This window comes from Streptomyces sp. NPDC002730, from assembly GCF_042888805.1.
In the GTDB taxonomy this organism is placed as follows: Bacteria; Actinomycetota; Actinomycetes; order Streptomycetales; family Streptomycetaceae; genus Streptomyces.
Genome location: NZ_JBIAQG010000001.1, coordinates 697,005 through 720,103 on the forward strand (window position 1 = coordinate 697,005; position 23,099 = coordinate 720,103).

25 protein-coding genes are annotated in these 23,099 nt (G+C 69.2%); 14 read left to right on the top strand and 11 right to left on the bottom strand.

The window, feature by feature from the left end:
* Nucleotides 1–29: 29 nt before the first annotated feature.
* The 3 genes from ACFYXH_RS03480 to ACFYXH_RS03490 all read right to left on the bottom strand — a co-directional run bounded on the left by ACFYXH_RS03480 (nucleotide 30) and on the right by ACFYXH_RS03490 (nucleotide 2,978).
* The gene (locus ACFYXH_RS03480; protein WP_389560217.1) at nucleotides 30–284 is read right to left on the bottom strand and encodes an exodeoxyribonuclease VII small subunit; all 255 of its coding nucleotides are present in this window, start codon (nucleotides 282–284) and stop codon (nucleotides 30–32) included.
* Nucleotides 285–361: 77 nt separating this feature from the next.
* A complete protein-coding gene (gene xseA, locus ACFYXH_RS03485; protein WP_385310943.1) occupies nucleotides 362–1,570 on the bottom strand; it encodes an exodeoxyribonuclease VII large subunit in 1,209 nt (402 codons plus the stop codon).
* A gap of 46 nt (nucleotides 1,571–1,616) precedes the next feature.
* Complete coding sequence (locus tag ACFYXH_RS03490) at nucleotides 1,617–2,978, bottom strand: APC family permease (RefSeq protein WP_389560218.1); 1,362 nt, start codon at nucleotides 2,976–2,978, stop codon at nucleotides 1,617–1,619.
* A gap of 78 nt (nucleotides 2,979–3,056) precedes the next feature.
* On the opposite strand from ACFYXH_RS03490, the gene ACFYXH_RS03495 reads away from it, so the two are divergent.
* A complete protein-coding gene (locus ACFYXH_RS03495; RefSeq protein ID WP_389560220.1) occupies nucleotides 3,057–4,049 on the top strand; it encodes a 4-hydroxy-3-methylbut-2-enyl diphosphate reductase in 993 nt (330 codons plus the stop codon).
* Nucleotides 4,050–4,127: 78 nt separating this feature from the next.
* Nucleotides 4,128–4,868, top strand: a complete 741-nt coding sequence (gene ppgK / locus ACFYXH_RS03500) for a polyphosphate--glucose phosphotransferase (protein WP_389560222.1) — start codon at nucleotides 4,128–4,130, stop codon at nucleotides 4,866–4,868.
* Nucleotides 4,869–4,975: 107 nt separating this feature from the next.
* Here the strand turns inward: ppgK and ACFYXH_RS03505 are convergent, their stop codons facing one another.
* On the bottom strand, nucleotides 4,976–5,560 hold the full coding sequence (locus ACFYXH_RS03505; protein ID WP_385311002.1) for a DUF6542 domain-containing protein: 585 nt from the start codon (nucleotides 5,558–5,560) through the stop codon (nucleotides 4,976–4,978).
* A 185-nt stretch (nucleotides 5,561–5,745) separates the two neighbouring features.
* Here ACFYXH_RS03505 and ychF point away from each other — a divergent pair, with 185 nt between their 5' ends.
* Complete coding sequence (gene ychF / locus ACFYXH_RS03510) at nucleotides 5,746–6,834, top strand: redox-regulated ATPase YchF (RefSeq protein WP_385310953.1); 1,089 nt, start codon at nucleotides 5,746–5,748, stop codon at nucleotides 6,832–6,834.
* A 92-nt stretch (nucleotides 6,835–6,926) separates the two neighbouring features.
* Here ychF and ACFYXH_RS03515 read toward each other — a convergent pair whose 3' ends face one another.
* The 4 genes from ACFYXH_RS03515 to ACFYXH_RS03530 all read right to left on the bottom strand — a co-directional run bounded on the left by ACFYXH_RS03515 (nucleotide 6,927) and on the right by ACFYXH_RS03530 (nucleotide 9,091).
* A complete protein-coding gene (locus ACFYXH_RS03515) occupies nucleotides 6,927–7,661 on the bottom strand; it encodes a carbonic anhydrase (RefSeq protein WP_389560224.1) in 735 nt (244 codons plus the stop codon).
* A gap of 177 nt (nucleotides 7,662–7,838) precedes the next feature.
* Nucleotides 7,839–8,156: a DUF4326 domain-containing protein gene (locus ACFYXH_RS03520; protein ID WP_389560226.1), complete on the bottom strand. Its 318-nt coding sequence runs from the start codon at nucleotides 8,154–8,156 to the stop codon at nucleotides 7,839–7,841.
* Between the two features lie 18 nt (nucleotides 8,157–8,174).
* The gene (locus tag ACFYXH_RS03525) at nucleotides 8,175–8,714 is read right to left on the bottom strand and encodes a PaaI family thioesterase (protein WP_389560228.1); all 540 of its coding nucleotides are present in this window, start codon (nucleotides 8,712–8,714) and stop codon (nucleotides 8,175–8,177) included.
* Between the two features lie 80 nt (nucleotides 8,715–8,794).
* Nucleotides 8,795–9,091 (bottom strand): antibiotic biosynthesis monooxygenase, encoded by a 297-nt coding sequence (locus tag ACFYXH_RS03530; RefSeq protein WP_327325839.1) that lies wholly within the window; start codon nucleotides 9,089–9,091, stop codon nucleotides 8,795–8,797.
* A 118-nt stretch (nucleotides 9,092–9,209) separates the two neighbouring features.
* Here ACFYXH_RS03530 and ACFYXH_RS03535 point away from each other — a divergent pair, with 118 nt between their 5' ends.
* The 3 genes from ACFYXH_RS03535 (at nucleotide 9,210) to ACFYXH_RS03545 (ending at nucleotide 11,977) form a co-directional block, all read left to right on the top strand.
* Nucleotides 9,210–10,169, top strand: coding sequence for a GlxA family transcriptional regulator (locus ACFYXH_RS03535; protein WP_389560230.1), 960 nt, complete (start codon nucleotides 9,210–9,212; stop codon nucleotides 10,167–10,169).
* Between the two features lie 120 nt (nucleotides 10,170–10,289).
* A complete protein-coding gene (locus ACFYXH_RS03540; protein WP_389560231.1) occupies nucleotides 10,290–11,453 on the top strand; it encodes a thiolase family protein in 1,164 nt (387 codons plus the stop codon).
* Nucleotides 11,454–11,527: 74 nt separating this feature from the next.
* On the top strand, nucleotides 11,528–11,977 hold the full coding sequence (locus ACFYXH_RS03545) for a winged helix-turn-helix transcriptional regulator (protein ID WP_389560233.1): 450 nt from the start codon (nucleotides 11,528–11,530) through the stop codon (nucleotides 11,975–11,977).
* Nucleotides 11,978–11,994: 17 nt separating this feature from the next.
* Here the strand turns inward: ACFYXH_RS03545 and ACFYXH_RS03550 are convergent, their stop codons facing one another.
* Nucleotides 11,995–12,681, bottom strand: coding sequence for a hypothetical protein (locus ACFYXH_RS03550; protein WP_389560235.1), 687 nt, complete (start codon nucleotides 12,679–12,681; stop codon nucleotides 11,995–11,997).
* 220 nt (nucleotides 12,682–12,901) lie between these two features.
* On the opposite strand from ACFYXH_RS03550, the gene ACFYXH_RS03555 reads away from it, so the two are divergent.
* Nucleotides 12,902–13,387, top strand: a complete 486-nt coding sequence (locus ACFYXH_RS03555) for a cupin domain-containing protein (RefSeq protein ID WP_389560237.1) — start codon at nucleotides 12,902–12,904, stop codon at nucleotides 13,385–13,387.
* Here the strand turns inward: ACFYXH_RS03555 and ACFYXH_RS03560 are convergent.
* Nucleotides 13,372–14,481 (bottom strand): pyridoxal-phosphate dependent enzyme, encoded by a 1,110-nt coding sequence (locus tag ACFYXH_RS03560; RefSeq protein ID WP_389560239.1) that lies wholly within the window; start codon nucleotides 14,479–14,481, stop codon nucleotides 13,372–13,374. The two genes, ACFYXH_RS03555 and ACFYXH_RS03560, sit on opposite strands and share 16 nt — an antisense overlap.
* Before the next feature lie 192 nt (nucleotides 14,482–14,673).
* Between ACFYXH_RS03560 and ACFYXH_RS03565 the strand changes: the two genes are divergently transcribed.
* Both ACFYXH_RS03565 and ACFYXH_RS03570 read left to right on the top strand, forming a co-directional pair.
* Nucleotides 14,674–16,248 carry a S8 family serine peptidase gene (locus ACFYXH_RS03565; protein ID WP_389560240.1) on the top strand — a complete coding sequence of 525 codons (1,575 nt, stop codon included), beginning with the start codon at nucleotides 14,674–14,676 and terminating at the stop codon, nucleotides 16,246–16,248.
* A 188-nt stretch (nucleotides 16,249–16,436) separates the two neighbouring features.
* Complete coding sequence (locus ACFYXH_RS03570) at nucleotides 16,437–17,135, top strand: DUF4190 domain-containing protein (RefSeq protein ID WP_389560241.1); 699 nt, start codon at nucleotides 16,437–16,439, stop codon at nucleotides 17,133–17,135.
* A gap of 43 nt (nucleotides 17,136–17,178) precedes the next feature.
* Here ACFYXH_RS03570 and ACFYXH_RS03575 read toward each other — a convergent pair whose 3' ends face one another.
* Entirely contained in the window at nucleotides 17,179–18,588 is a 1,410-nt protein-coding gene (locus tag ACFYXH_RS03575; protein WP_389560242.1) for a glycoside hydrolase family 18 protein, read from the bottom strand.
* A 158-nt stretch (nucleotides 18,589–18,746) separates the two neighbouring features.
* Between ACFYXH_RS03575 and ACFYXH_RS03580 the strand changes: the two genes are divergently transcribed.
* The 5 genes from ACFYXH_RS03580 to ACFYXH_RS03600 all read left to right on the top strand — a co-directional run bounded on the left by ACFYXH_RS03580 (nucleotide 18,747) and on the right by ACFYXH_RS03600 (nucleotide 23,088).
* The gene (locus ACFYXH_RS03580; protein WP_389560243.1) at nucleotides 18,747–19,499 is read left to right on the top strand and encodes a GntR family transcriptional regulator; all 753 of its coding nucleotides are present in this window, start codon (nucleotides 18,747–18,749) and stop codon (nucleotides 19,497–19,499) included.
* A gap of 261 nt (nucleotides 19,500–19,760) precedes the next feature.
* Entirely contained in the window at nucleotides 19,761–21,515 is a 1,755-nt protein-coding gene (locus ACFYXH_RS03585) for a purine-cytosine permease family protein (protein ID WP_389560245.1), read from the top strand.
* A gap of 181 nt (nucleotides 21,516–21,696) precedes the next feature.
* A complete protein-coding gene (locus ACFYXH_RS03590) occupies nucleotides 21,697–21,876 on the top strand; it encodes an SPOR domain-containing protein (protein WP_385310982.1) in 180 nt (59 codons plus the stop codon).
* Nucleotides 21,877–21,971: 95 nt separating this feature from the next.
* Nucleotides 21,972–22,373: an NUDIX domain-containing protein gene (locus tag ACFYXH_RS03595; protein WP_389560246.1), complete on the top strand. Its 402-nt coding sequence runs from the start codon at nucleotides 21,972–21,974 to the stop codon at nucleotides 22,371–22,373.
* 298 nt (nucleotides 22,374–22,671) lie between these two features.
* Nucleotides 22,672–23,088 carry an ATP-binding protein gene (locus ACFYXH_RS03600; RefSeq protein WP_327328482.1) on the top strand — a complete coding sequence of 139 codons (417 nt, stop codon included), beginning with the start codon at nucleotides 22,672–22,674 and terminating at the stop codon, nucleotides 23,086–23,088.
* The last annotated feature ends 11 nt before the right edge of the window (nucleotides 23,089–23,099 follow it).

Genomic DNA, 23,099 nt, shown 5'->3' on the forward strand with positions numbered 1-23,099 from the left:
ACTCACACCCGGAGTACCCCGGGACCTGCTCAGTCTTCGGCGGCCTCGGCGGCCTCGCCCTGACTCGTGCCCTCGCCCTTCCCCTCGGAAAGCGCCGCGTCGAGCCGCGCGCGGGCGCCCTCCAGCCAGTGGCGGCAGACCTTTGCCAGCTCCTCGCCGCGCTCCCACAGAGCCAGCGACTCCTCGAGCGTCGTGCCGCCCGCCTCCAGGCGGCGTACGACCTCGATCAGCTCGTCCCGCGCCTGCTCGTAACCGAGCGCGGCCTCGTCCGTCTTGGCAGCCATGCGATCCACCCTATGTGTGAGGTAGGACAACGACGCTCACCTGCTCACGGTTCACCTGTTCACGACGCGCCGGCCGCTCACTCCGCGACCCGTACGGCGAACTCGCCCTCCGAGACCCGCGCCCGCAGCTCGTCACCCACCGCGACCTCCTCCGGCGAGCGGACCACCGATCCGTCCGCCCGCTGCAGCACCGCGTACCCCCGCTCCAGTGTCGCCGCCGGGGACAGCGAGACCACCCGCGCCCGGGTGTGCGCCAGCTCCGAGTCCGCCCGGTCCAGCAGATGGCCCAGCACCCGCCGACTGCGCGCGACCAGCGCGTCGGCCTCCGCCTCGCGTTCGTCCACCATCCGGTGCGGGTGCTCCATCGACGGCCGGGCCAGCGCATGGGCAAGACCCCGCTCCTCCCGGTCCAGCAGCCCCCGGACGGTGCGCAGCGCACGGTCCCGCAGCTGCCGCACCCGGTCCAGCTCCTCGCCGACGTCAGGGACGACCTTCTTCGCCGCGTCCGTCGGCGTCGACGCCCGCAGATCGGCCACCAGGTCGAGCAGTGGCGCGTCCGGCTCGTGCCCGATCGCCGACACCACCGGCGTACGGCACTCGGACACCGCACGCACCAGCTGCTCGTCCGAGAACGGCAGCAGATCCTCCACGCTGCCGCCGCCGCGCGCCACAATGATCACGTCCACGTCCGGGAGCGTGTCCAACTCCTTCACCGCCTGGACGACCTGGGCCACCGCGTGCACGCCCTGCACCGCCACATTGCGCACCTCGAAGCGGACGGCCGGCCACCGCCGCCGGGCGTTCTCCAGGACGTCGCGTTCGGCAGCGGACGCACGCCCGCACACCAGCCCCACCCGGTGCGGCAGGAACGGCAGCGCCTTCTTCCGCTCGACGGCGAACAGCCCCTCCGCGCCCAGCGTCCGCTTCAGCTGCTCGAGCCGGGCGAGCAGTTCACCGATGCCCACCGGCCTTATCTCCACGGCCCGCAGTGACAGCTGCCCCCGCGGCGCGTACCACTCCGGCTTGGCGTGCACCACGACCCGCGCACCCTCCGCCACCACATCCGCGACCGCGTCGAAGACCTGCCGGAAGCAGGTGACACCCACCGAGATGTCGTACGAGGGGTCGCGCAGCGTCATGAAGACGACCCCGGCGCCCGGCCGCCGCGACAGCTGGGTGATCTGCCCCTCCACCCAGACCGCCCCGAGCCGGTCGATCCACCCACCGATGAGCCGTGACACCTCGCCGACCGGCAGCGGCGCTTCCGCGGACGTGTTGAGAGCCATACGGGCGAGCGTATCGGCCGCGTACGACAACGTCCCTCAGCGTGACCTACGCCGAGTAACCGTGCCGCTCCCACTGCACCGCGAGCACGATCAGCCCCACCCCCAGCCACAGCACACCCACCACCTGCGCCGACCCGGCCGCCGCCACGATCACCGCGATCGTCACCGCCGCGCCCAGCGCCGGCATCACCAGATGCCGAAACCAGTCGGGGGTGCCATCACTCCGCTTCACCACGAACCAGCCGATCACCGACGCGTGCAGCAGCGTGAAGGCGGTCAAGGCGCCGATGTCGACCACCGACACCAGATGATCCAGACCGTCGCCGCGCCGCGCCGCCCACACCGCGGCCACCATCGTCACGGCCGCGGCCAGCAGCAGCGCAAGCCGTGGCACACCCGAATCCGTACGCGAAAGCACGCGCGGCAGCCGACGGTCCCGCGCCATCGCGAAGAGCAGCCGGCCCGCCGCCGCCTGCCCGGCCAGTGCCGCGAACGCCGCCCCGATCGCCTTGCTCGCCGCGACCAGGTCGTGCAGCCAGCCCCCGACCGAGGCGTCCACCGCGTCGTAGAAGGCCGACCCCTGTTTGACCGGCTCGGCCGCCAGCTCCGCCGACGACAGCGGCTCAAGCAGCGCCACCAGATACGTCTGCGCCACGAACAGCCCACCCGCCAGCGCCAGACAGAACAGCACCGCCCTGGCCACCTTCCGCGAGCCGCCCGTCACCTCCTCCGCGAACGAGGCGATCGCGTCGAAGCCGAGATACGACAGCACCGCCACCGACACCGCGCTGAACACCGCCGTCATCGAGAAGCCCGCGTCACCGGTCAGCGGCGACAGCCAGTCGCGCCGCGCCCCGTCCTGCCCGAGCGTCACGACGGCCGACACCATGAACACCAGCAGCACCACGATCTCCATCGCCAGCACCGCGAAACCGACCCGGGCCGCGGCCCGTACGCCCCACAGATTCAGCAGCGTGGTGACCACCACGGCGATCCCGGTCCACACCCACCGGTCCACCTCCGGGACCAGCGTCTCCATCGCGATCCCGGAGAAGAGATACGCGACGGCCGGGATCAGCAGATAGTCGAGCATCGCCATCCACCCGGCGATGAACCCCGGCGCATCGCCCAGCCCCTTGCGCGCATACGTGTAGACCGAGCCGGCCTGCGGTGCGACCCGCACCATCAGCGCGTAACTGAAGGCGGTGAACGCCATGGCGATCGTCGCGACCACATAGACGAGCGCCACGGCCCCGTGCGACTTCGCGTCGAGCGTGCCGAACACGCCGACCGGAGCCATGGGTGCGATGAAGAGCAGACCGTAGACGAGGAGATCCCGGAATCCGAGCGTGCGCCGCAGCCCGCCGTCGGTGCCGTCCCCCGTGTCGGACCCTTCAGCTGCCGCCATCGCGTCCCTCCGTCGCTCGCGTCCCGCCTCAGTCTTCCCCCTGAGGGTGATCTCTGGCCTTCTCGACGCGGCCTTACGATGGGGGGCATGACTGCTACGACTCCTGCCCGACGCGTCCTGCTCGCCGCTCCCCGTGGCTACTGCGCGGGCGTGGACCGTGCCGTGATCGCCGTGGAGAAGGCCCTGGAGCAGTACGGGTCGCCGATCTACGTCCGCCACGAGATCGTCCACAACAAGTACGTCGTACAGACCCTTGAGAAGAAGGGTGCGATCTTCGTCGAGGAGACGGCGGAGGTCCCCGAGGGGTCGATCGTCATGTTCTCGGCGCACGGCGTGGCCCCGGTCGTCCACGAGGAGGCCGCCGAGCGCAAGCTCGCGACCATCGACGCGACCTGCCCGCTGGTGACCAAGGTCCACAAGGAAGCCGTCCGGTTCGCCAACGAGGACTACGACATCCTGCTGATCGGGCACGACGGCCACGAGGAAGTCATCGGTACGTCCGGCGAGGCCCCCGAACACATCACGCTCGTGGACGGCCCCGAGGATGTCGCGAACGTCTCCGTACGGGACGAGTCGAAGGTCGTCTGGCTCTCCCAGACCACGCTTTCGGTCGACGAGACGATGGAGACGGTCGACGCACTCAAGACGAAGTTCCCGCAGCTGATCTCCCCGCCGAGCGACGACATCTGCTACGCCACGCAGAACCGCCAGATCGCGGTCAAGCAGATGGGCGCCGAGGCGGACCTGGTCATCGTCGTCGGCTCCAAGAACTCCTCGAACTCCGTCCGGCTGGTCGAGGTCGCGCTGGGCGCGGGCGCGCGCGACGCGCATCTGGTGGACTACGCCTCGGAGATCGAAGAGGCCTGGCTGGACGGCGTCTCGACGGTCGGCGTCACTTCCGGTGCGTCGGTGCCCGAGGTCCTGGTCGAGGGCGTACTGGAGTGGCTGTCGCAGCGCGGTTTCGAGGATGTCGAGATCGTCAAGGCGGCCGAGGAGTCCATCACCTTCTCGCTGCCGAAGGAGCTCCGCCGCGATCTGCGCGCGGAGGCGGCAGAGCTGTCGGGAAAGTAGTCCGAGCAGCATCCCGATCAGCGGCCCGATCAGCAGTCCGACAAGTGACCGTCAGCCGCTGCCCGTAACGTTGTGTCCATGAACGTGTTCGGAGTGGACATCGGCGGATCCGGCATCAAGGGCGCACCTGTGGACCTTGAGCGCGGCGACCTGGCGCAGGAGCGCCACAAAGTCCTGACCCCACACCCATCGACGCCCGCAGCCGTGGCGGAAGGCGTCGCCGAGGTGGTCGCGAATTTCGGCTGGTCGGGCCCGGTAGGCATCACCTTCCCCGGCGTCGTCACGAGCGGCGTCACCCGTACTGCGGCCAATGTGGACAAGGGCTGGGTCGACGTGGACGCCTCGAAGCTGCTCGGCGAGCGCCTCGGTGGCCTGCCGGTGACGATCCTGAACGACGCGGACGCGGCGGGCGTCGCGGAGATGACGTTCGGGGCGGGCCGTGGCCGCAAGGGGACGGTGATTCTGCTGACCTTCGGTACGGGCATCGGCAGCGCGGTCTTCATCGACGGCCGGCTGGTCCCGAACACCGAACTGGGCCACCTCGAGCTGCACGGCCACGACGCCGAGAAGCACGCCTCCACGAAGGTCAAGGAGGACGAGGGCCTGAGCTGGCAGCGCTGGGCGCACCGGGTACAGAAGTATCTGGCCCATGTGGAGATGCTGTTCTCGCCGGAGCTGTACATCATCGGCGGCGGTGTGAGCCGTAAGGCGGACAAGTTCGTGCCGCTGATCGAGGGCATCAGGGCGGAGATCGTCCCGGCGGAACTGCAGAACAATGCGGGGATCGTGGGCGCGGCGATGGCGGCGGCGGGCAGGTAGCGGGGCGGGGGGCCTCAGCCGGTACGGGCGCGCAGGCACGCCCGTCCTCGCGCCTCAGCCGGTACGAGCGGGAGCCGTGCGCACCTCGTACACCTCGTCCTCGCGGCTCAGCCGCGCCGGACGGGGCCGCCGCCCGGCCGCCCGCGCCGCTGTCGGCGCCCCATCATCCGCACCTTCCGTACGCAGGTGATGAGCCCGGCTACCAGCGTGCCGCCGTACAGCCAGCCGGCGTGCACCGCGAGTGCGGTGACCAGGGCCATCGTCTGCCCGCCGAAGCCCCCGGTTCCGCCGGAGATCGGCACGATGCCGACGGCGAAGGCGATCGGCACGCTGATCGGAGCGGTGACCAGGTCGGCCTCCCGCACCCAGAGCGCGGTCAGCGCGCTGACGGGCAGGAACAGCAGCCCGAACACCACGGCGGAGCCGTCGAAGAGCAGCCAGTCCAGAAACCCGAGCGCGAACATCGTCGCGGCGGCGAACAGCCCGCCGCCGAGCCCGGTCAACCGGGGCTTGGGCAGTCTGCGCAGCGCGAGCACAACCGGAGGCACGGGCCGCGCGGGCCGTGCCGCCACCCGGTACACGGCGGGGGCGCCCTCGGCGAGCGCGCCCTGCGGGGAGAGAGGGGCTTGCTGGGAAAGAGGGGCCTGCGGGCGCTGTCGGCGCTGAGGGTGACCTGTCCTGTGCTGCTCCACCCGGACAACGTAGGTCGCGATGTGGGAGGAATCAGGCACGGGACACGCCCTTTGGCCGACCTTGGCGTTGAGTTCGACTCCCGACTGCCGTCGCTGCCCGGCTCGACCCGCCCGTAAACTGGGGAATCGGCCCGCCTCCGGGCCGTACGGCCATCTGCCAGTCCTTACTCCAGGAAGTCGCCAACGTGTCGCTCACGATCGGAATCGTCGGTCTGCCGAATGTCGGCAAGTCGACCCTGTTCAACGCCCTGACCAAGAACGACGTGCTGGCGGCCAACTACCCGTTCGCCACGATCGAGCCGAACGTCGGCGTCGTCGGCGTCCCGGACGCCCGCCTTGCCAAGCTCGCCGAGATCTTCGGCTCGCAGCGGATCCTCCCGGCAACGGTCGACTTCGTCGACATCGCCGGCATCGTGCGCGGTGCGAGCGAGGGAGAGGGCCTGGGCAACAAGTTCCTGGCGAACATCCGTGAGTCCGACGCGATCTGCCAGGTCATCCGCGCCTTCAAGGACGAGAACGTCGTGCACGTCGACGGCAAGGTCTCGCCGAAGGACGACATCGAGACGATCAATACCGAGCTGATCCTCGCCGACCTGCAGTCCGTCGAGAAGGCTGTGCCGCGTCTGACGAAGGAGTCCCGCCTCCAGAAGGAGAAGGTCGCTGTCCTGGCGGCGGTCGAGGAGGCGCAGAAGCTCCTCGAGGCGGGCACGACGCTCTTCGCCGCGGGCATCACGGCGGGCACGGAGAAGGGCCGCCTCCTGCACGAGCTGCACCTCCTCACCACCAAGCCGTTCCTCTACGTCTTCAACGTGGACGAGGACGAGCTGGTCGACGAGGACTTCAAGAACGAGCAGCGCGCGCTGGTCGCCCCGGCCGAGGCGATCTTCCTCAACGCCAAGATCGAGTCCGAGCTGATCGAGCTCGACGACGACGAGGCGCTGGAGCTCCTCCAGTCGATGGGCCAGGAGGAGCCGGGCCTGGCGGTGCTGGGCCGCGTCGGCTTCGACACGCTCGGCCTGCAGACGTATCTGACGGCGGGCCCGAAGGAGACCCGCGCCTGGACGATCAAGAAGGGCGCGACGGCTCCCGAGGCGGCCGGTGTGATCCACACCGACTTCCAGAAGGGCTTCATCAAGGCCGAGGTCATCTCCTTCGAGGACCTGGTCGAGACGGGCTCGGTGGCGGAGTCCCGCGCGAAGGGCAAGGCGCGTATGGAGGGCAAGGACTACGTGATGCAGGACGGCGACGTGGTGGAGTTCCGCTTCAACGTGTGATCGGTCGGAAAGGGTCGGGCTCCGTTGAGCCCGGCCCTTTCCGCATTCCCGTGCTGACCACCTGACAACGCACGTCCGTCTCGTCCGACCGGTCAGGAAGGCGCGCCGGTCAGGACTTCCACCTTGCCGGTGTCGAGCGAGTAGTAGGCGCCGACCACGGCAAGGGCGCCCTTTCCCACGAGTGGGGCCAGATCCTGGTTGGAGCGCAGGTCGTCCGCGGTCAGCTTGACCTGGGCACGGGCCATGGTCTCGACCGGGTCGGCACCGCCTTCCCGGACTGTCTGCTCGTACGCCGGCCGCAGAGCCTTGGCGATCGCCTCCAGGTTGCCGGGCAGCGGTTTGCCGTCACGGATGGACTTGTACGCCGCCTCGACGGCGCCGCAGCGCTGATGCCCGAGGACCACGATGAGCGGAGTGCCACTCGTCATGGGCCCGTACTCCACGGAACCCGTGACCACCGGGCCGACCGCCTCCCCGCCCGTGCGCATCACGTAAAGGTCGCCCAGCCCGGTGTCGAAGAGCAGTTCAGGCGGCACCCGGGAGTCGATGCACGAGAGGATCGCCCCGAAGGGTTTCTGCTTCTCGGATACGAACTGGCGCCGGTTCGGATCCCGGTCGGGGTGTCGAAGATCTCCGCTCACCCAGCGCTTGTTGCCGTCCATCAGTCTCGCGAATGCCGCGGCGGGCGTGGCCGGCCGCGCTTCCGGCGAAGCGCTGGTCGCCGACGGAGCGGCGCTCGTCGACGAGCACCCCGCAAGCGTGACCGTGGCGACCCCAAGTCCGCCGGCGAGCAGAGCTCTGCGATCCGGATGTCCCGCTCTGTCCATCGGTCGTTCCCCTCAGTCCACTGAGACGCGTCCCTACGTCTTGACCAGGGCGATTGTTCAGCGCGGTGTGGGAGTCCGACGGCAGGCGCAAGGGGGCGTGGGCTGCTTTGCCACCGACGGCCCACAGAACGGGGGCTGTCCACCTCGGCGGCAGGCTGTTTGGAATGCTTCGCGTTTCTAGGGGCCGCCGGTCTCGTCCGCCAGTTCCGCGATGACCTCGGCGTGGCAGCGTTCCGGTGCGCACCAGCAGCCGAGTCTGTGGCCGCGCAGGGCGGGGAGGAGCGCGAGGAGGTCCGGGCGGGACAGCAGGTGGATGCGGTACTTCTCGAGGACCTCTTGGCGGGTGCCGTCGGGGCCGGGGCGGAACGGGCTCGCCAGGGGGGAGCCGTCGAGGTGCCAGCCGCCGCGGTGCATGGCGCGGCCCACGTACACGACGTCCGCGTAGTCGGGGTCGTCGCGATGGCCCTTGAGGTTGACGACCGTCGTCCGCTTCATGTGCTGGATCCTCCGGGTTCAGGCCGTGTCCCGCCAGGTGAAGACCGCGCAGGTCGTGGTGGCATGCGCGTACAACTTGGCGTCGATGGCGCCGACCACCCGTGCCTCGGCGGTCGCCGTCGTACGGCCGACGTGGATGACAGTGCCTTCACAGCGCAGGGTCTGCGTGTCGGCGAACACCGGGCGCACAAGATTCACCCCGAGCTGGATGGTGGTGTACGCGCGGCCGGGCGGCAGCGTCGTCATGACCGCGCTGCCGAGGGCCGAGTCGAGCAGTGTGGCCAGAAAACCGCCGTGGACGCTGCCCATCGGGTTGAGCAGGTGCTCCCCGGGCTCGCCCTCGAAGACGGCGCGGCCCTCGTCGGCCTCCACGAGACGGAAGCCGAGAGTCCCGCAGATCGGCGCTTGCGGGTAGTGGCCATCGAGGCTGCGCCGGAGCAGTTCGAGGCCTGAGTGCGGGCCGGCGTCGGCGTAGCTCGTCGGCGGTGCCCAGGTGTGGGTACGTGAGTGGCGCGCGGCAGCGGCGTCTGCGGACGGTGGGCTGGTGGGCCGGGTCATCCTCGGTCTCCTCGGTGTTGGTGTGGGCAAGGTGCCCGCGGGCCGCGCATCACGTGGTCCGCGGGCACCGTGCGTTGCGGTCAGGGGAGCTTGGCTGCCAGCAGGTCCACAGGGCGGATGTCAGGGGCCGAGCTCAGCATCGTCTCCGCCGCCTCCATCAGCGCCGCGGCGATCCGGCCCTGCAGATGGCCGGCCCGTCCCTCCTCGTTCTCGAACGTGTCGAAGACCCCGAAGACCGTCGCGCTCTCCCGGAACGCGAACCAGGTGACCGTGTGCTCCTCTTCGCGGGCGAGCTGCAGCGCCCCGCGCAACAGGGCCTCGACCTCGTCGGCGTACTCCGGCTTGGCTTCGATCCTGGCCAGCAGTCCGATGTTCATCGCGTGTCACTCCGTACGTCGTCGTTGGCGTCCCGATCAAGCGGGACGTCCGCAAAGCTATGGCCGCGAACACGGCTCTTCCAGTGGCGCAAACGGCGTGTCCGATACCGTTTCCGCCATGGATGTGGCAGTGCTGGCGTACGACGGCGTATTCGACTCAGGGCTCTCGGCGATCCTCGATGTGCTCGACGGGGCCAACGCGATGCGGGACGAGCTTCCCCTGCCGCCGCCCGCCTGGCGGGTGAGGACCGTCGGTTTCCGCCGCCGGGTCCGCACCGGCGCGGGCCACCTCGTCACCACCGAGCCGGCGGCCGGGGCCGAGCGGGCGGACCTGCTGATCGTGCCGGCCCTCGCCGAGCGGCGGCCCGACGCGCTTCTCGCTCATGTCTCGGGACCCGCATCGGCAGCCGTACGGAGTCTCGTGGCCGATGCGCGCGGGCGCGGCACACCCGTCGCCTCGGCCTGTACGGGCACCTTTCTGCTGGCCGAGGCGGGGGTGCTCGACGGGCGGAAGGCGACCACCAGCTGGTGGCTGGCGCCGGTCTTCCGGAAGCGTTATCCGGCGGTCACCGTCGACGAGACCCGGATGGTGACCGCGTCGGACGGCGTGACGACGGCCGGTGCGGCCTTCGGGCACGTCGACCTCGCGCTGGCGGTCGTCCGGATGAGCAGCCCGGCGCTGGCCGATCTTGTCGCCCGCTATCTGGTCGTCGACGAACGGCCGTCCCAGTCGGCGTACACCATCCCGAGCGCGCTCGCCCAGAGCGATCCGGTCGTCGCCGCCTTCGAGCGCTGGGCCAGGCTGCATCTGGAGGAGCCGATCAGCGTCAGTGCGGCGGCGCGTTCGGTGGGGGTGAGCGAACGCACCCTCCAGCGGACCGTACGCCGCGTACTCGGCACGTCTCCCGTGCGCTTCGTTCAGGACCTGAGGGTCGAACAGGCCTCGCACCTGCTGCGGACGACCGACATGTCCCTGGACTCCATCGCCCGCAAGGTCGGCTACGAGCACGCGAACACCCTGCGGATCCTGCTGCGTGAGCGGACGGGCAGCACGGCGGGCGCTCTGCGCAGTCGCTGAACAGCCGTACGGCGACGACAACAATCCTCAGTTGGAATTGACAACTCTCTCCTCGCGCGGCACGGTTGATTCAGTCAGTTTGAAAATCAGACTGACGTCGGAACTGGGGAGGCTGTCGTGATGCGGGACGCGGTGATCGTCGAGGCGGTTCGTACGCCCATAGGTAAGGGCAAGCCGGGAGGAGTGCTGCACGACGAGCGCCCCGTGGATCTGCTCGCCCGCACACTCGCGGCGCTCGTCGAGCGGGGCGGGATCGATCCCGTACTCGTCGACGACGTCATCGGCGGCTGCGTGACCCAGGTCGGGGACCAGTCGCTCAACATCACCCGCCATGCGGTGCTGGCCGCCGGCTTCCCCGAGAGCGTGCCGGGCATGACCGTGGACCGGCAGTGCGGCTCGTCCCAGCAGGCCGCGCACATCGCGGCGCAGGGTGTGATCAGCGGGGCCTACGACATCGCGATCGCCTGCGGCGTCGAGTCGATGTCCCGGGTGCCGATGGGGTCCAATGTGCTGCCGGGCAGCGACCCGTTCGGGCGGCGGCTCGGCGAGCGGTATCCGCAGGGGCTGGTCGGCCAGGGGATCAGCGCGGAGCTGATCGCGGCGCGCTGGAAGATCTCGCGGGAGGAGCTGGACGCCTTTGCGCTGGAGTCGCACCGGCGTGCCGCGGGTGCCTGGGAGCGCGGGGAGTTCGACCGGGAGGTCGCCTGGACCGGGCAGCGGGACGAGAACGTACGGCCCGGCACATCGACCGAGGCGCTCGCGGGGCTCAAGCCCGCGTACTACGACCCGGCCATGGAAGAGCGGTTCCCCGAGATCGGCTGGCGCGTCACGGCGGGCAACAGCTCGCCGGTCAACGACGGCGCGGCGGCACTGCTGATCATGGGTGCCGATGTGGCGGAGCGGCTCGGGCTGCGGCCACGCGCGCGGTTCCACTCGTTCGCGGTTGCCGGGGACGATCCGCTGCTGATGCTCACGGCGATCATGCCGGCCACCGAGAAGGTACTGGCCAGGGCCGGGCTGACCACTGGCGACATCGATCTGTACGAGGTGAACGAGGCGTTCGCGTCGGTGGTGCTCGCCTGGCAGCGGGAGACCGGCGTCGAGGCGGACCGGCTCAATGTGCGCGGCGGCGCGATCTCCATCGGCCATCCGCTCGGCGGCAGCGGGGCGCGCATCATGACGACCCTGCTGCACAACCTGGAGGACCGCGGCGGGCGGTACGGGCTGCAGACGATGTGCGAGGCGGGAGGGCTGGCCAACGCCACGATCATCGAGCGCCTCTGACAGCGATGGCGGCGGTGGCCGCGCTCTTGTCCGGAACGATTGAATACGCAACTTACCGTTCTAGGATGAGCCGCATGTCGAAGAGCATCCATCCCAGAGAGTGCTCCATCGCCGACGCGCTCGACCTGGTCGGCGAGCGCTGGACGCTGCTCGCCGTACGCGAACTCAGCCATGGCGTCCGCCGCTTCGATCAGATCGTCCGCAACACCGGGGCGTCCCGCGACATCCTCACGGCCCGGCTGCGCAAGCTGGAGGCGGCGGGCGCCGTCCGGCGCGAGCAGTACAACGCACACCCGCCGCGCTACGAGTACCACCTGACCCCCGCCGGCCAGGAGCTCGGCGACGTACTCCTCACGCTCATGAAGTGGGGCGACCGGCATCTCAACCCCGAGGATCCGCCGGTGACCTGGCAGCACTCGTGCGGCGAGACCCTCGATCCGGTGGTCATCTGCGCGCACTGCGGCGAGCCGGCACGCAAGGGTGCGCACTCGCCGACCGGCCGCGGAGCCCTGCCCGCCGACTGAATCCTCTGCCCGTCGGATCAGCTCGAGGGCAGTGCCTGTGGATAGCCGATGGACGCGATGTCCTCGGCGAGATCGGCCGGTGCGAGGGCCGGGCTCAGCCTTGGATTCAGCGCCGAGATCACCTCGGACGTCAGCGGACGCAGCGCGTACACATGGCGTACGGCCGCCAGATCGACCGGCGCCTCGTAGTAGTCCTCGGCGAACCGCTGATACGCCTCGGCCGTCCCCGCGGCCAGGACGGAGAACAACTCCCGCGCGCCGTCCGGGTCTTCGTAGCCCTCCGGGAACTCGATCGTCCCCGACCGCCACCCGTCGTCCGCGGCCTCGCGCCACAGGCAGACGGTCACTGCCGGCATACCGTCCTCGTCCGAGAACGCCGGCTCCTGCACGCACGGCCGGAAGACCTCAGGCACCTCGTCGAGCACGCCCGGCCAGGGGCCGTCGTAGGCGTACGGGCTCATCGGGGACTCGTGGGCGAAGCCGCGGACGTAAGCGCCTGCCGCCGAGAAGACGATGGAGTACTCGTCCCCGGAGCCGTTCCGCATCGAGGCCATTTCCTCCGACGCGGACCAGTGCGCGTCGAACGAGTAGAACCGGTCGGCCCATTCGGGGCTCAGGATCGCCTCCAGCATCGCCATCGAACGGCACAGGTCGCGGACGGCGGATATCCCGGGCAGCTGCCGGGCAACATCGTGTACGGTCACGCGCTCATCCAACCGCACGGCGCATGGAACCGGCCACGCCGTACGAATATGGCTGTGAGGTGTGACCAGGCAGGATGGTCAGGCAAGTGTGGCTTGCGCGAGAGGCTCGTCCGAGGGCCGTATGTGCGGCCGGGCCGGGCCGGGCCGGGCCGAGCGGCGCAGGACGCGCGGGGTGAACGGCCGGCAGCGAACGGCCGGCAGCGAGGAGAGGGAGAGCGGCATGTCGTACCCGGACCCGAAGTACCTGGACGGCAAGGGCGAGATCACCGCGGAGTTCCGGCCGGCGGACACGCCCGCGGATCTGCAGTCGAGGAACGGGAGCCGTACGCACTATCTGGCCACCACCCGGTCAACCGGCGGGGAGTTCGGGCTCTACCGGATGGACATGGCCCCGAAGGCGGGCGGCCCGAAGACGCACTTCCACAAGTCGATCTCGGAGTCGTTCTTCATCATCGAGGGGACGGTCCGGCTCTACAACGGCGACAGCTGGATCGACGGAACGGCAGGTGACTTCCTCTATGTGCCGCAGGGCGGGCTGCACGCCTTCCGCAACGACTCGGACGCGCTCGCCTCGATGCTGCTGCTGTTCACGCCCGGCGCGCCGCGCGAGGAGTACTTCGAGAAGGTCGCCGAGGTCGCCACCGAGTGGTCGCCACAGGACCGGGCGGAGTTCTTCATCAAGCACGACACCTACTGGACGGACTGACCTGGCGCGAGGCCGGTCTTGAGGCCCGCGCCGCAGAGCGGGACGACGGCGGTGCGGTCGGTCCAGCCGCCCGCGGCGGCCCAGCAGGCCACCCCGGTCGACTCGACGAAGAGACCGCGGGCGGCCAGATCGAGCTGCGCGGCCCGGATCTGATCCTCCGTCACCGTGAGGAAGGTCCCGCCGGATTCCCGCACGGCCCGCAGGATCTGGCGGGCGCGCGGCGGACGCGGGATGGCGATGCCCTCGGCGAGCGTGGGCCTGAACTCCACGTTCTCGTGGAGGAGTTCTTCGGCGCCGGCGTGGAAGGCCGCTGCCAGCGGGGAGACGGCCTCGGCCTGGACGGCGATCAGGGCGGGGCGCTCGGAGATCAGGCCGTGCGTGTGGAGTTCGGCGAGGGCGAGGGACGCGCCGAGGAGGAGTGTGCCGTTGCCGACGGGGACGACGATCGCCTCGGGGAGCCGGCCGCCGAGCTCCTCCCACAGCTCGTAGACATAGGTCTTCGTGCCGTGCAGGAAGTACGGGTTGTAGACGTGGCTCGCGTAGAAGGTGCCGGGTGCGTCGGCGGCGGCGCGGGCGGCCACGGCGGTGGCTTCGCGGTCGCCCGGGACGAGTTCGAGGTGCGCGCCGTGCGCCCGGATCTGCTCCACCTTCTTGGCGGAGGTGGCCTCGGGGACGTACACCGTGCAGTCGAGACCCGCCCGTGCGCAGTACGCGGCGACAGCCGTGCCCGCGTTACCGCTGCTGTCGGCGATCACGCGCCGGGGAGTGAGACCCCGGGCGAGCTCCGCCAGCATCACCGCGCCGCGGTCCTTGAAGGAGAGCGTCGGCATCAGGAAGTCGAGCTTGGCGGAGACGGTGGCGGTGAGCGGGACGAGCGGGGTGCGGCCCTCGCCGAGTGAGGTGGCGGCGGGCGCGGAGAGCGGCAGCGCCTCCTCGTACCGCCACAGTGAATTGACCCGGCCCGGAAGGGAGTTGAGGTCGACGGGCGAGGCGGTGAAGTCCAGGTCCCACGGGCCGCGGCAGTCGGGGCAGCACCAGTCGGCCGCATCGACGGGGGAGACGGTATCGCAGTCGGGGCAGTGATACGAGGTCATGATTCGTCAGCATGACAGTTGTGTGGCGCATGTGCTAAGTCGCCCTCCTGAGTCTTGTGGGATTCCTATGGATCCGCCAATCTTTCGCTCGGCAGGCGAGACGAGGACACTGCGGATTCAGCTGCGATTCGTTGTCATGCTCCTGTCGCAAACCCCCACAGCAGCGCACCACCAATGAGGAGGACCCCTCACATGTCTGTGATGCGTAACTCGCGGCGAAGACTCGCTGCGGCAAGCGCCATAGCCGTCGCCGCGCTCGCGCTCGGCACGGCGTCCGCTCTCCCCGCCATCGCGGTCGAGGCGGCTCCGGAAGGCGTTATCCAGAACGCCGGCGCTCCCGGAGCCATCGCGGGCAGCTACATCGTCACCCTCGACGAGTCCGCGCCCGACGCAGGCTCCAAGGCGGGCAAGGCGCTTGCGCAGGAGTACGGCGCGAAGATCAAGAAGACGTACGACGCCGCGCTGAACGGCTACGCCGTCGAGCTGTCCGAGGCGCAGGCCAAGAAGTTCGCCGCGGACCCGGCAGTTGAGTCCGTGGTGCAGAACCGCGTCTTCAAGGCGACCGGCACCCAGCCCAGCCCGCCGTCCTGGGGCCTGGACCGGATCGATCAGAAGGCCCTCCCGCTGAACCAGAGTTACACCTACCCGGACACCGCGGGCGAGGGCGTGACGGCGTACATCATCGACACCGGTGTACGGATCACGCACAGCGACTTCGGCGGCCGGGCGTCGTACGGCTATGACGCCATCGACAACGACAACACCGCGCAGGACGGCAACGGCCACGGCACGCATGTCGCCGCCAATGTCGCCGGATCCTCGTACGGCGTGGCCAAGAAGGCCAAGGTCGTCGGCGTCCGTGTGCTCGACAACTCGGGCTCGGGCACGACCGCGCAGGTCGTCGCCGGCATCGACTGGGTGACGCAGAACGCCGTCAAGCCGGCCGTCGCCAATATGAGCCTGGGCGGCGGCATCGACACCGCCCTCGACACCGCGGTGCGCAACTCCATCGCCTCCGGCGTCACCTACGCGGTCGCGGCGGGCAACGACGGAGCGAACGCCTCCAACTACTCGCCCGCGCGCGTGGCCGAGGCCATCACCGTCGGCTCCACGACCAGCACCGACGCCCGCTCCAGCTTCTCCAACTACGGCAGCGCGCTGGACATCTTCGCGCCGGGCTCGTCGATCACCTCGGCCTGGAACACCAGCGACACCGCGACCAACACCATCTCGGGCACCTCGATGGCGACGCCGCACGTCACCGGCGCGGCCGCGCTCTACCTGGCGGGCAACAAGACGGCGACCCCGGCCCAGGTCTCCGCGGCCCTGGCCTCCGCCGCCACGAGCGGCGTGGTCGGCAGCCCGGGCACCGGCTCGCCGAACCGCCTGCTGTACGTCGGCACCGGCGACACCCCGCCGCCCGGCAAGAAGTTCGAGAACACCGCGGACTACGCGATCAGCGACAACGCCACCACCGAGTCGCCGGTCACCGTCAGCGGGGTCACCGGGAACGCGTCGGCGAACCTGAGCGTGCCGGTCGACATCAAGCACACGTACATCGGTGACCTGAAGATCGACCTGGTCGCTCCGGACGGAACGGTCTACAACCTGAAGGCGTACGGGACCGGCGGCAGCGCGGACAACGTGATCACCACGTACACGGTGAACGCGTCGTCGGAGGTCGCGAACGGCACCTGGAAGCTGCGGGTCAGTGACAACGCGGCGCAGGACGTCGGCAAGATCGACTCCTGGGCTCTGCAGTTCTGAGCTCCCTCAGGTCTGGTCTCTGAGTGAGCGGGAGGGGGCGGTCGCCGCGGCGACCGCCCCCTTCACCGTTCCTTGCGGCATCAGGCGAGCAGGGGACGGCGTCGTACGCCCGCTCCAGCAGCCGCAGTCGTGCTACGCGTATGATCCGCGCGCCTGTTCGTATGATCCCGACGAGGAGCACCGTACCTGTGGACCCATCCACCCAAAGCTGGCAGCCGTATCCGCAGTACGCCCGCAGACCGTCCGTGAACGGCCTGTCCATCGCTTCCCTCGTGCTCGGCATCGTGTGCTGTCTGCCGCCGCTCGGCCTGGTGTTCGGGCTGATAGCCCTCTCGCAGATCAAGAGGAAGGGCGAGCGCGGCAAGGGCATGGCGGTCGCGGGCATCGTGCTCTCCTCGATCAGCACGCTCCTGGTGCTTGTCGCACTCGCCACCGGCGGGATCGGCGACGCCTGGGACGGCTTCCGGAAGGGCATGGACGAGGCGTCGCGCTCGCGCAGCACGCTCGACCTGCACAAGGGCGACTGCTTCAACGTCCCCGGCGCCGAGTTGGAGCAGGAGACCGCGACCGTCAGGGTCGTCGACTGCGCAAAGGAGCACGACGCGGAGGTCACCGGGGCCTTCAAGCTCGAGAAGTCCGACGCCTGGCCCGGCGAGGCGGCGGTCGAACCGGTGGCCGAGAAGCGCTGCACGGAGATCAACAATGCCTACGCGGCGGACGCGTCGGCCGTGCCGGACAGCGCGGAGATGTACTACTACATGCCGAGCGCACGCAGTTGGCGCCTGGGTGACCGGTCGGTGACCTGCGCCTTCGCCGTCACGGAAGGAAAGCTCAACGGCTCCGTGCGGTCCGGAGGCATCCCGTCGGCGGATGAGACCGGCTCCTGAGCCGACGACAGCCCGGGCACCGGTCTCATCCGAATCCCGCGCGCTAGCGGCAGGAGAGCCCGCGGTCGACGGCGGTCATCAGCTCGCCGTCGGCCGTGTCCCCGTCCAGGGACCAGAACATCGCGCCGCCCAGGCCCCGGTCACGGATGTACGAGGTCTTGGTGCGCAGCACCTGCGGGTCGTCGTACGTCCACAGGGTGGTGCCGTCGAAGAGCCAGGCGTGGCCGTTCCGCCGGTCGCGGTGGAGCGTGTACGTCCCCGAGTCGGCGAGCTTCTTGAGGGCCTTGTAGTCCTCGTAGCCGGCCGCCCATGTCGCGGGTGCGGGCGCCGCGGCGGGCTGGTTCAGGCCGTCTCCGCCGCCGGTCACTCCCGTCCAGCCCTGGCCGTAGAAGGGCATGCCCATCACCAGTTTGCGGGCGGGGGCGCCGCGGTCGCGCCAGGCGTCGACGGTCTGGTCCACGCTGAAGTCGTTCTTTGCATAGAGCGCGGACTGCTGGGCGGTGGTCGACTCCCAGGAGCCGTGGAAGTCGTAGCCCTGGAGGTTGACGAAGTCGAGATCGCGCATGATCCTGCGGACCTCGAAGCCCGCGTCGATCTTGGCGGGTGCGGTCGGGACGAAGGCGCTCAGCTCGTAGTGCCTGCGCTTCTGGAGGGACCTGCCGTACGCGTCCAGCTGTGTCCTGAACTCCCGTACCAGGGCGGTGAAGTTCTGTTTGTCCTCGGGGCGGAAGACGGTGTCCGTGTCGCCCGCCGAGCCCGGCCACTCCCAGTCGATGTCGACGCCGTCGAAGAGTCCGGCCGCGGCGCCTGCGCCGCCGCGCGCTCCGTCGACCGGCAGATTGCCCTTGAGGTAGAGGTCGATGCAGGAGGAGACGAAGGCCTTGCGGGAGGCGGGGGTGCGGGCCGCGTCCGAGAAGTGGGTGGACCAGCTCCAGCCGCCCAGGGAGATGAGCACCTTGAGGCCGGGGTGCTTGGCCTTGAGCTCGCGCAGCTGGTTGAAGTTGCCGGCGAGCGGCTGCTCGGCGGTGTCGGCGACGCCGTCCACGGAGTCGGCGGCGTCCAGCGGACGGGCGTAGTCGGCCCAGGCGTCGGCCTCACCGGGGACATTGCCGGTGAAGCATCTACCGTCGGAACTGACGTTGCCGAAGGCGTAGTTGATGTGGGTGAGCTTGGCCGCCTGGCCGCTCGTATCCATGTCCTTGACCTGGAAGTCCCGGCCGTAGACGCCCCATTGGGTGAAGTAGCCGACGCGTTTGTACGAGGGCCTCGCGTGCTGCTCGCCCTGGGTGGAGGCGTCGGCGGAGTTGGAGGCACGAGCGGAGCCGGAGCCGGAGGCGGAGGCGCTGGGTGCGAGGGCGGCGAGGAGCGAGAGGGAGCAGGCGGCAACGGCCGCCCTGGCAAGGGATCTTCGGCAGTTTCGGCGCATGGCCAGGAACGTATTGGTCTGGACCATTGAGGTCAAGGGTGCGGACGCGGAATGGTGGGCATATCCGTGGCTAACCCCTGCGTAAAGGCAAATCATCACTTCGAGTGAAACTTTGGCCCATGCTTGCGGTCGGCAACCCAGGGTTGCCACGCTGTTGCTGTCTGTCAACCTGTTGGGAGTGGCCAGTGACATTCGGTGAGCAGCCCGCCTATCTGCGCGTTGCGAGCGATCTCCGCGAGAGGATCGTCAACGGCTCGCTGCCGCCGCATACCCGTCTCCCTTCGCAGGCGCGGATCCGCGAGGAGTACGGCGTCTCGGACACCGTCGCTCTCGAGGCGCGCAAGGTCCTGATGGCGGAGGGCCTGGTCGAGGGCCGCTCCGGCTCCGGTACGTATGTCCGTGAACGGCCCGTCCCGCGCCCTGTCTCCCGCTCCGGCTACCGGCCGCCGTCCGGCGCCAACCCCTTTCGGCAGGAGCAGGCGGAGGAGGGGGCCCGGGGCACCTGGGAGTCCAGCAGCGAGCAGGAGAGGGCGAGCGTTGAGATCGCGGCCCGGCTCGGCATCCAGCTCGGCGATCGGGTGATGCGTACGCGCTACGTCTTCCGGGACGCGGGCGAGGCGATGATGCTCTCCACCTCCTGGGAGCCCCTCGAAGTCACCGGGCGTACACCGGTGATGCTGCCGGAGGAGGGCCCGCTGGGCGGCTGCGGGGTGGTCGAGCGGATGGCCGCCATCGACATCGTCGTGGACAACGTGGCGGAAGAGGTCGGCGCGCGGCCGGGGCTCGCGGAGGAGCTCCTGGCGCTCGGCGGCGTACCAGGCCATGTGGTGATGGTCGTCGAGCGGACGTACTACGCCTCGGGGCGGGCGGTCGAGACGGCGGACGTGGTCGTCCCGGCGGACCGCTACCGGATCGCATACCACCTGCCGGTGAAGTGACCCTCGAGGCGGGTCCGGGAGGCGGCCCGGAGGCGACCCGCGATGTGGCCGACGATGTGGCCAGTGATGTGGCCGGTGATGTGACCCGGGAGGTAACCGCTACCCGGACAGTGTGTCCGACCTCCGTGACCGCGAGTTAACGCACTCTCCGCGCCCGTAACGCCCGGGCAATCGCCCGCTGCGACGGGCTGTCATGTCCGGCTCCTACCTTCCCGTCCGTACCCGCCACCCGCACACGGACCGACGAACGGGAAGTCACCGATGACGGACACCGCCACATCTGTCACCAGGACGCCGGAGCCGGGGGAGCAGCAGTCGCCGCCCCGGCGCAGCTACGCGAAACTCGCCGCCGACGAGAGCCGCGAGGACTACTCCCTCCGCTATGCGCCGCACTCCTTCCGCCGCTGGTCGCCCTCGATGGTCGCGGGCACCGCGCTCGGCGGCATCGCCTATCTCGCGGACTTCGCGATCGGCGCTTCGATCGTCTTCACCTATGGCTTCACCAGCGGTCTCGCCTCGATCCTCACCGCCGCGGTGATCATCTTCCTCACCGGGATGCCGATCGCGCGGGCCTGCGCCAAGTACGGCCTCGACATGGATCTGGTCACGCGCGGCGCCGGCTTCGGCTACTTCGGCTCGACGCTGACCTCACTCATCTACGCCTCGTTCACCTTCATCTTCTTCGCGCTCGAAGGCTCGATCATGGCGCAGGCCATGCATCAGGCCGTTGGACTGCCGGTCGAGATCGGCTATCTGCTCACCACGCTGATCGTCATCCCGATCGTCTTCCGGGGGATGGGCGCGCTGGCGAAGGTGCAGGCATGGACCCAGCCTGTCTGGATCATCGGCATGGTGCTGCCCTTTGTGGTGCTGGCCTTCGAAGCCCCGGACGCCTGGGGCGCGTTCGGGTCCTTCGGCGGTACGGAAGGAGCCGGTTCCGGCTTCTCCTGGATCGGTTTCGGCCTCGGCACGGGCGTCGCGCTCTCGCTCATCGCGCAGATCGGCGAACAGGCCGACTATCTGCGCTTCATGCCCGCCAAGACCGAGGCGAACAAGCGCCGCTGGAACCTCGCAGTGCTCGCCGCCGGACCCGGCTGGGTCATCATCGGGGCGGCCAAGCAGCTCGGCGGCGCCTTCCTCGCTTTCGTCGCGCTGGAGGCCGTCGGCAAGACGCACGCCCTGGAGCCGATCGCCCCGCAGATCGAAGCGCTCAAGCCGTGGCTCGGCTCGGTCGCCCTGCCCGCCGCCGCGCTCTTTGTGATCGTGTCGCAGGTCAAAATCAATGTGACCAATGCCTACAGCGGCTCGCTCTCCTGGTCGAACTTCTTCTCCCGCATCACGCACAAGCACCCGGGCCGCGTCTGGTACATCTTCCTCAACCTCGCCATCGCGCTGACGTTGATGGAGATGAACATGTTCGCGGCCCTCAACAAGCTGCTGGGCTTCTACTCGAACGTGGGCATCGCCTGGATCGCGGCGGTAGCGGCGGATCTTGTCATCAATAAGCGGATCGGACTCAGCCCCAAGTACATCGAGTTCAAGCGGGCCTATCTGTACGCGGTGAATCCGGCCGGCTTCGGTGCGATGGTGATCGCCTCGACCGTCTCGATCCTCGCCTTCTTCGGACTCTTCGGCCGGTACGCCGAGGCCTTCTCGACCTTTATCGCGGCCGGACTCTCCCTGGTGCTCTGCCCGTTGATCGCCTGGGCGACGAAAGGCAAGTACTACCTGGCCAGGCCGAACCCGGTGAACGGACCCGAGGCCGAGATCGAGGACATCACCGCCACCCACAGCTGCTCCGTGTGCGAGACGGCGTACGAGCTCCCGGACATCGCCGACTGCCCGGTCCAGTCAGGACCGATCTGTTCACTGTGCTGCTCGCTGGACTCCGAGTGCGGGGATGTCTGCCGCAAGGATCCGGGGGCCAGTGGTCCGGTGCTGATGCCGGTGCCCACGGTGCGGGCGATGCCCAGATTGAGTGTGGTGCCCACGGAGCCCACGGAGCCCACGGACTGAGCAGAGTCGAGGCGACGGGCAGTGAGAGGGGGGCGTATCCGGCCGGATACGCCCCCCTCTCATATCTCTTTGTGAAAACCCGTATCCGCTGAGTAAAGGTCAGGCGTAGGCTCGGGCATATGCGTAGTGCGGTTTCCTGGCGATCGTTACAGACCTGCAGGCCGACCCGGGGAGGGGCGCGATGAATGACAATGGCCCTGTGCTCCCCTGGCTCGTCATACGGCAGGACGACAACGGGAACCGCTATCGCGTCGGCAGGTACGCCACCAGGGACGAGGCGCAGCAGATCGCGGACACCCTCGACGGTCGCGGGCACAAGCAGCTCTACTGGGTCGAGCGTATAGGCCAGACCACTCGCTAGCCGTGGCGTGGCGGCCCTTTCCACTGCCCTCTTCAGCCGGACTTCGTGCGGGTAGGGTCCAGCCTGACCAGGTTCCGTATGAGTGAGGGCAGAGGATGTCGGTCTTGATCGACACGGTGGCGTGGGTGCGGGTGGAGAACGGCAGGATCCTCTGTGCGCGCTCCCGGGGCAAAGACGTCTACTACATCCCCGGCGGGAAGCGGGAAGGTGGCGAGAGCGATCTGCAGACCCTGCTCCGTGAGGTCGAAGAGGAACTGACCGTGGCCGTCCTTCCGGCGACCGTGTCACATGTGGGCACATACGAAGCCCAGGCTCACGGTCATTCCGACGGCGTGGTTGTGCGCATGAGCTGCTATGCCGGTGACTACCGGGGCACGCTGACGGCCAGCAGTGAGATCGAAGAGATCGCCTGGCTGTCCTACCTCGACCGAGCCCAGGTCCCTCCGGTCGACCAACTGCTCTTCGATGAGCTCAAGGCGTCGGGTGAACTGGACTGAGCCTCGCCGGCCGAGGGCTGAGGGCTGACGTGCTTTGGCTCGGCATGTCAGCTTCGTGGAAACCGGCTGAGCCAAGGCCCAGCCCGACCATGACGGACCACCAGTTCGTCGACCGATCCGGACCGACCGGCTCTCCAGGCGCGGAGGCGGGCGCACGCGGCCGACTCGTACCCCCGTTCGTGCCACGGTGCGCCCATTGATGCTGCGACGGGGATACCTCGCCCCAAATATCGGGTATGTGCTGATTAACCCCCCGAAATAGGGCATGGGTCTGCTGGGTCTGCTGCTGGTCCGGGAAGTGGGCGGCGTGATCGACACTGAAGGCGAATGCGCCGAGTGGACCTTTCCTGCCGAGGCCGACGCCGTGCGCACCGCCCGCCATGTTGTCCGCGACACCCTTCGCGGCTGGGGACTGGATTCGGTGATCGGTGATGTGACCGTGCTGCTGGTCAGTGAGCTGGTGACCAACTCCCTGCGATACGCATCGGGCCCGATCGGCGTCCGGCTGGTCCGGCCGGAACCGGGCGCCAGTGCCCCCACCCTGCGCGTGGAAGTCTCCGACCCGCTTCCGGATCCCCCCACCGAACGCAGTGCGGAGCTCGATGAGGAGGGTGGTCGCGGTCTGCAACTGGTGGCTTGTACGGCCCGCCGCTGGGGAACGCGTCGGGGCAGAAGCGGCAAGACCGTGTGGTTCGAGCTGGCCCTCACTGGTTAGAAGTGTGAGGG

Bases quoted from the DNA above. Each gene is read 5' to 3' on its own strand.
- ACFYXH_RS03535 (WP_389560230.1), top strand. From the start codon at position 9,210: ATGGATGTGGCAGTGCTGGCGTACGACGGCGTATTCGACTCAGGGCTC.
- ACFYXH_RS03490 (WP_389560218.1), bottom strand. From the start codon at position 2,978: ATGGCGGCAGCTGAAGGGTCCGACACGGGGGACGGCACCGACGGCGGG.
- ACFYXH_RS03545 (WP_389560233.1), top strand. From the start codon at position 11,528: ATGTCGAAGAGCATCCATCCCAGAGAGTGCTCCATCGCCGACGCGCTC.
- ACFYXH_RS03525 (WP_389560228.1), bottom strand. From the start codon at position 8,714: ATGACCCGGCCCACCAGCCCACCGTCCGCAGACGCCGCTGCCGCGCGC.
- ACFYXH_RS03575 (WP_389560242.1), bottom strand. From the start codon at position 18,588: ATGGTCCAGACCAATACGTTCCTGGCCATGCGCCGAAACTGCCGAAGA.
- xseA (WP_385310943.1), bottom strand. From the start codon at position 1,570: ATGGCTCTCAACACGTCCGCGGAAGCGCCGCTGCCGGTCGGCGAGGTG.
- ACFYXH_RS03590 (WP_385310982.1), top strand. From the start codon at position 21,697: ATGAATGACAATGGCCCTGTGCTCCCCTGGCTCGTCATACGGCAGGAC.
- ACFYXH_RS03585 (WP_389560245.1), top strand. From the start codon at position 19,761: ATGACGGACACCGCCACATCTGTCACCAGGACGCCGGAGCCGGGGGAG.
- ACFYXH_RS03515 (WP_389560224.1), bottom strand. From the start codon at position 7,661: ATGGACAGAGCGGGACATCCGGATCGCAGAGCTCTGCTCGCCGGCGGA.
- ACFYXH_RS03540 (WP_389560231.1), top strand. From the start codon at position 10,290: ATGCGGGACGCGGTGATCGTCGAGGCGGTTCGTACGCCCATAGGTAAG.
- ACFYXH_RS03565 (WP_389560240.1), top strand. From the start codon at position 14,674: ATGTCTGTGATGCGTAACTCGCGGCGAAGACTCGCTGCGGCAAGCGCC.
- ACFYXH_RS03555 (WP_389560237.1), top strand. From the start codon at position 12,902: ATGTCGTACCCGGACCCGAAGTACCTGGACGGCAAGGGCGAGATCACC.
- ACFYXH_RS03530 (WP_327325839.1), bottom strand. From the start codon at position 9,091: ATGAACATCGGACTGCTGGCCAGGATCGAAGCCAAGCCGGAGTACGCC.
- ACFYXH_RS03520 (WP_389560226.1), bottom strand. From the start codon at position 8,156: ATGAAGCGGACGACGGTCGTCAACCTCAAGGGCCATCGCGACGACCCC.
- ACFYXH_RS03595 (WP_389560246.1), top strand. From the start codon at position 21,972: ATGTCGGTCTTGATCGACACGGTGGCGTGGGTGCGGGTGGAGAACGGC.
- ppgK (WP_389560222.1), top strand. From the start codon at position 4,128: ATGAACGTGTTCGGAGTGGACATCGGCGGATCCGGCATCAAGGGCGCA.
- ACFYXH_RS03495 (WP_389560220.1), top strand. From the start codon at position 3,057: ATGGGGGGCATGACTGCTACGACTCCTGCCCGACGCGTCCTGCTCGCC.
- ACFYXH_RS03560 (WP_389560239.1), bottom strand. From the start codon at position 14,481: ATGACCTCGTATCACTGCCCCGACTGCGATACCGTCTCCCCCGTCGAT.
- ACFYXH_RS03480 (WP_389560217.1), bottom strand. From the start codon at position 284: ATGGCTGCCAAGACGGACGAGGCCGCGCTCGGTTACGAGCAGGCGCGG.